At 67.9% G+C, this 5,539-nt stretch carries 5 protein-coding genes; 4 read left to right on the top strand and 1 reads right to left on the bottom strand.

Features of this window, described 5'->3' with window-relative positions; all coding sequences use genetic code 11:
- Positions 1 to 221 precede the first annotated feature (221 nt).
- The 4 genes from VLF18_RS20815 (at position 222) to hslU (ending at position 3,791) form a co-directional block, all read left to right on the top strand.
- Positions 222 to 734, top strand: a complete 513-nt coding sequence (locus VLF18_RS20815) for a hemerythrin domain-containing protein (protein WP_325281550.1) — start codon at positions 222 to 224, stop codon at positions 732 to 734.
- Positions 735 to 939: 205 nt separating this feature from the next.
- A complete protein-coding gene (locus VLF18_RS20810) occupies positions 940 to 1,746 on the top strand; it encodes a DUF3050 domain-containing protein (RefSeq protein WP_325281549.1) in 807 nt (268 codons plus the stop codon).
- Between the two features lie 103 nt (positions 1,747 to 1,849).
- On the top strand, positions 1,850 to 2,416 hold the full coding sequence (gene hslV, locus VLF18_RS20805; RefSeq protein WP_325281548.1) for an ATP-dependent protease subunit HslV: 567 nt from the start codon (positions 1,850 to 1,852) through the stop codon (positions 2,414 to 2,416).
- Between the two features lie 46 nt (positions 2,417 to 2,462).
- Entirely contained in the window at positions 2,463 to 3,791 is a 1,329-nt protein-coding gene (hslU, locus tag VLF18_RS20800; RefSeq protein WP_325281547.1) for an ATP-dependent protease ATPase subunit HslU, read from the top strand.
- A gap of 116 nt (positions 3,792 to 3,907) precedes the next feature.
- Here the strand turns inward: hslU and hrpB are convergent.
- A partial coding sequence (gene hrpB, locus VLF18_RS20795) for an ATP-dependent helicase HrpB (protein WP_325281546.1) occupies positions 3,908 to 5,539 on the bottom strand: 1,632 nt, incomplete at its 5' end.

The following is a 5,539-nucleotide window of genomic DNA, read 5'->3' as shown; positions in this document are numbered from 1 at the left end:
GGCGGCGGGCCGTTTCGTTTTTCGGGCTCGCGCGCAGACATACGTCCGCGAAGAACGGAAACGGCGGCGGAACGGCTCACCGGACTTGTGATGCGTTCCACAATATCGCTTTTTTATTATGACGATTTCGGTAATACGTATACGATTGAAATTTAGTTTCGTGCTGCTAGGATCGGTGCCACGCCCGCAGTCCGTGCGGCGGCCTGGTCCCGGGAGCCCGCATGTTCGCAGCCATACGCAAGTTGTTCGGCCGACCGGCGCCCACGCCGGCACCGGCAGCAAGGCCGCTGACGCACGGAAGCCCGCATGCGCCGCGCTACGACGCGCAGCTCGTGCCGCAGCTCACCCATGACCATCGCGAACTCGTGCATGCCTACGAGCAGATCGGACTCCTGCCCGAACGGGATCGCTGGGATCTGCTGCCGGCTCAACTGCTCGCCTTCAAGTCGCAACTCGAAGCGCACCTGCTCGCCGAGAACGTGCGCTTCTACAACTACGTCGAATACACGCTGCGCGACGACGAAGAGAACTTCAATCTGATCCGCGACTTTCGCCGCGAGATGAACGCGATCGCGCGCGGCGTCATCGATTTCGTCAAGAAATACCAGCAGCCGGTCGTGACCTCCGCTGCGCGCGGCGCGTTCATCGCCGACTACCGTCACGTCGGCACGCTGCTCGTGCAGCGCATCGAGCGCGAGGAAGGCAGTCTCTATCCGCTGTACCAGAACGGCTGAGGCCACGCGCAAAGGGCCTCGCAGCGGCCGCGCGATCACGCGCGGGCGTCGAAACGACACCGGCCCGGCGATGTCCGTGCCGGCGACAGGAGGGAGGGGGGCCGCAACGCTGCGGCAGCAAGGCATCGCAACACGTAGTACGGCGCGACACCGGATGCCGTGGCGGCTTCCGGCGGTTCCGCGCCTTCATGAGGAGGAGTCAGCCGTGTCCGCATTACTCGAACAGGTCTTCACGCCGGACGTGCGTGAACTGCGCGACGCCCTGCACACGCACCGCGTCTTCGACGCAATCCGCGATATGGATTCGCTGCGTGCATTCATGCAGATCCACGTCTTTGCGGTCTGGGACTTCATGTCCCTGGCCAAGCGCCTGCAGCGCGACCTCACCTGCGTCGACCTGCCGTGGATGCCGCCGCCGGACATAGAAGCGGCGCACCTCATCAACGAGATCATCCTCGGCGAGGAGACGGACACGGGCCCGGACGGCCATCCGATCAGCCATCTCGATCTCTATCTCGCGGCGATGCGCGAAGTCGGCGCCGACACGCGGCAGTTCCAGCAGTTCCTGACGCTCGTGCGCGACCGCGTTCCGGTCGAGAACGCGCTCGGCCGCGTCGGCGCGCCGGCCTGCGTCATCGATTTCGTCACGCACACGCTGCGCGTCGCGATCGGCGAACGCACGCTCGTCGTCATGGCCAATTTCTTCTACGGCCGCGAGAACGTGATTCCGGGCATGTTCCAGCGTCTGCTCGACAGCTGGGGACTCGACCGCCTGCAGGCGCCGTCGTTCGTGTATTACCTCGACCGTCACATCGAACTCGACGGCGATGCGCACGGACCCGCGGCCGAAGCCATCATCGACCGCGCGCTGGCGCGCGAACCCGAACTCGTCGACGCCGTCCGCAAGGCCGCGATCGCGAGCCTGACCACGCGCCGCGAACTCTGGGACGGCACGGCCAAGCTGCTCGGCCGCCTCTCGCGCAGCCCGCGCCGCGCCGGCGCGGCATTCTGACCGAACGCGCCTCGCAACCGTCAGCCGCCGGGCCCCGTGCCTGGCGGCTCTTGTGCGAGTACGCCGCCGTCCCTACCTTCCGGGTTCGCATCCCGGAGGCGCCATGGCCGACAGTTTTCACGCGACGACCATCGTTTCGGTACGCCGCAACGGCAAAGTCGTCATCGGCGGCGACGGCCAGGTAACGCTCGGCCACACCGTCGTCAAATCCAACGCGCGCAAGCTGCGGCGGCTTGGCCGCGGCGACGTGCTCGCCGGCTTCGCCGGCGCGACCGCCGACGCATTCACGCTGTTCGAGCTGTTCGAGGACAAGCTCGCCAAGCACGGCAACCAGCTGGTCCGCGCCGCCGTGGAGCTGGCCAAGGAATGGCGCACCGACCGCCGCCTCGGACGTCTCGAAGCGATGCTTGCGGTCGCCGACCGCGACAGCTCGCTGCTGATCTCCGGCAACGGCGACGTGCTCGAGCCCGAAAACGGCCTGATCGCGATCGGATCCGGCGGCCCTTACGCACAGGCCGCCGCCAAGGCGCTGCTCGAGAACACCGAGCTCGACGCGCGCACCATCGTCGAACGCGCGCTCAAGATCGCCGGCGACATCTGCATCTACACCAACCATTCGATCGCCATCGAGGAACTCGACGGCGCCGTGACCGCGGTTACCCAGGCCTGAGGGCCGACGTCCCCGCGCCGCGCCTCCCTGCCGGAATCCTGACCGCATGTCCGAACTCACGCCCCGCGAAATCGTCAACGAACTCGACCGCTACATCGTCGGCCAGCACGCCGCCAAGCGCGCGGTCGCGATCGCGCTGCGCAACCGCTGGCGCCGCATGCAGCTCGAGCCGTCGCTGCGCGACGAAGTCACGCCGAAGAACATTCTGATGATCGGCCCGACCGGCGTGGGCAAGACCGAGATCGCGCGCCGCCTCGCCGGGCTCGCGAACGCGCCGTTCATCAAGGTTGAAGCGACCAAGTTCACCGAGGTCGGCTACGTCGGCAAGGATGTCGAGTCGATCGTGCGCGACCTCGCCGACATGGCCTGGAAGATGACGCGCGAACAGGCCAAGGCGCGCGTGAAGACGACGGCCGAGGACCGTGCCGAGGAACGCATCCTCGACGCGCTGCTGCCGCGGCGCGCCAGCACCTGGGAAAAGACGCCGGCCGACCCCGGCGATTCGGACACGCGACAGAAACTGCGCAAGCAGTTGCGCGAGGGCAAGCTCGACGACCGCGAGATCGACCTCGAGACCAACGTGAATCTCGGCGTCGAGATCGCCGCGCCGCCGGGCATGGAGGAAATGAGCCAGCAGCTGCGCGGCATGTTCCAGTCGCTCGCCGGCAGCCGCACGCAGTCGCGCAAGCTCACGATCAAGGCGGCCTGGCCGATCCTGCTCGAAGAGGAAGCCGGCAAGCTGCTCAACGAGGACGAACTCAAGGCCGAGGCGCTGCGCAACTGCGAGCAGAACGGCATCGTCTTCATCGACGAAATCGACAAGGTCGCCCAGCGCGGCGAATGGCACGGCGCCGGCATCAGCCGCGAGGGCGTGCAGCGCGACCTGCTGCCGCTCGTCGAAGGCTCGACCGTCTCGACGAAATACGGCGTCATCAAGACCGACCACATCCTGTTCATCGCCTCGGGCGCGTTCTCGCTGGCCAAGCCTTCGGACCTGATTCCGGAACTGCAGGGCCGCTTTCCGATCCGCGTCGAACTCGGCGCACTGAGCAGCGACGACTTCGTGCGCATCCTGCGCGAGCCGCACAACGCGCTGACCAAGCAATACACGGCGCTGCTCGCGACCGAAGGCGTCACGCTGGAATTCACCGATGACGGCGTCTCGCGACTCGCCGCGATCGCCTGTCTCGTCAACGAACGCACCGAGAACATCGGCGCGCGAAGGCTGCATACCGTGCTCGAAAGACTGCTCGACCTGATCTCGTTCGAGGCGCCCGACCGCAGCGGCACGCACTACCGCATCGATGCCGCGTACGTCGACGCGCACCTGGGCGAGCTCGTCAAGGACGAGGACCACTCGCGGTATATTTTGTAATATTTGCTACGGCGGCAAACCAGAGACGACGTGAAGAGTCGAGAGGAGCGAGAAGCGAGTAACGGCAAAGGTTCTCGCGGACTCACTCGTTTCTCACTCCTCCACTCGTTCCTGCTTCAGGTGCCGCGCGGCTTCGCGCGCGCGGTCGGCGCGGCCGTCCACGGATCGTCTGGCCACGGATGCCGCGGATAGCGGCCTTTCAGTTCTTTCTTGACCTCGGGATAGGTGCGCTCCCAGAAGCCCTTGAGGTCCTGCGTGACCTGGATCGGCCGCTGGCCCGGCGACAGCAGATGCAAAGTCAGCGGCACGCGTCCCTGCGCGATGCGCGGCGTGTCGGCGAGGCCGAACAGTTCCTGCAGCTTGACCGCCAGCACGGGCGACTGGCCTTCGGTGTAGTCGATGCGGCGTTCGTTGCCGCTGGGCACCGTGATGCTGACCGGCGCCTGCGCATCGAGCGCGCGGCGCTGGTCGTAGTCGAGCATGCCCGACAGCGCCTGCGACAGTTCCTCCGCGCGCAGCGCGTCGATGCGCGACTTGCCGTCGAGATACGGCGCGAGCCAATCCTCGAGCGTCGCGAGCAGCACGGCATCGGACAGATCCGGCAAGCCGAGTTCCGGGCACCAGCCGCGCAGCGCGATCACGCGCCGGCGCAGTTCGCGCGCGTTGTCGCTCCACGGCAGCACGTCGAGTCCGGCGTCGCGCACGGCCGCGATCAGCGCGGGCACCGCGTCGGCCGGCGTCACCGCGACCTGACGGCGGCCCAGCGTGAGTTGCGCGAAGCGGCGCTCCTCGAACGCCTCGACCGCGCGCTTGGCCGCATTCCAGCGCACCGCGCGCACGTTCGCGAAGCGCTCGGGGAAGTCGCGTTCGAGCAGATCGGAATCGAACGGTGCTGCCGACAGGATCAGGCTGTCCTTGTCTTCGAGCCGCAGATCCAGCGCGATCAGCCAGGGTTCGCCGTAGAGCGCCGTGTTGTCGTGCAGGCGCGCGCCGCGGCCGTTCGACAGCGCATAGCGCCGCGGATTGGCCGGATCCTGCTTCGCGACGCGATCGGGAAACGCATGCAGCAGCAGATCGCCGATGCGATGCGCATCGCCACTGTCGCGCGCGGCTGCATCGCTGCGCAGACGCCGGCGCCAGCCGCCGCTGGCCTGTTCCAGCGCCGCAAGGGCGCCGCTGTCGGCTTCGCGCGCGCCGCGCGCGCCGTCGCGGCGCCATGCGTGCAGCGCCGCGATACGCAGCCGGAAATCGTCGCTGCGGCCGGCCTCGCCGCGCAGTGGGCTGCGCGCATCAAGCGCCGCGAGCAGATCCGCCACGAGCGCACGATCGCGCGCCGGCGCACGTACGGCAGCCGCGGCAAGCCGCGGCGTCGCGCCCAGTTCGAGCAGCTGCCGGCCGAGCGGCGTGATGCGCCGGCTCGCATCGAGCGCGCCGAGCAGCACGAGCAGCTCGCGCGCCTGTGCCAGATTGCCGGGCGGCGGCGCATCGAGCCACGGCAGGCTGTCGGCGCCCCAGGCCGCGAGCTCCAGCGCCAGATTGGATAGTTCCACATGTTCCAGTTCGGGTTTGCGCGACGGTTCGAGCCGCTGGCTCTGCGGCCACAGCCGGTATGCGCGGCCCGCAGCGACACGGCCCGCGCGACCCGCGCGCTGATCCGCCGAGGCTTGCGAGATCGCAACCGTCTGCAGCCGCGTGAATCCGGAATTCGGATCGAAGCGCGGCTCGCGCGCCTGTCCCGTGTCGATGAC

Source organism: Tahibacter sp. (genome assembly GCF_035481375.1).
Classification (GTDB): domain Bacteria; phylum Pseudomonadota; class Gammaproteobacteria; order Xanthomonadales; family Rhodanobacteraceae; genus Tahibacter.
Note: the sequence above shows the minus strand (reverse complement) of the source record. Positions and strands in the feature narration are given on the sequence as shown.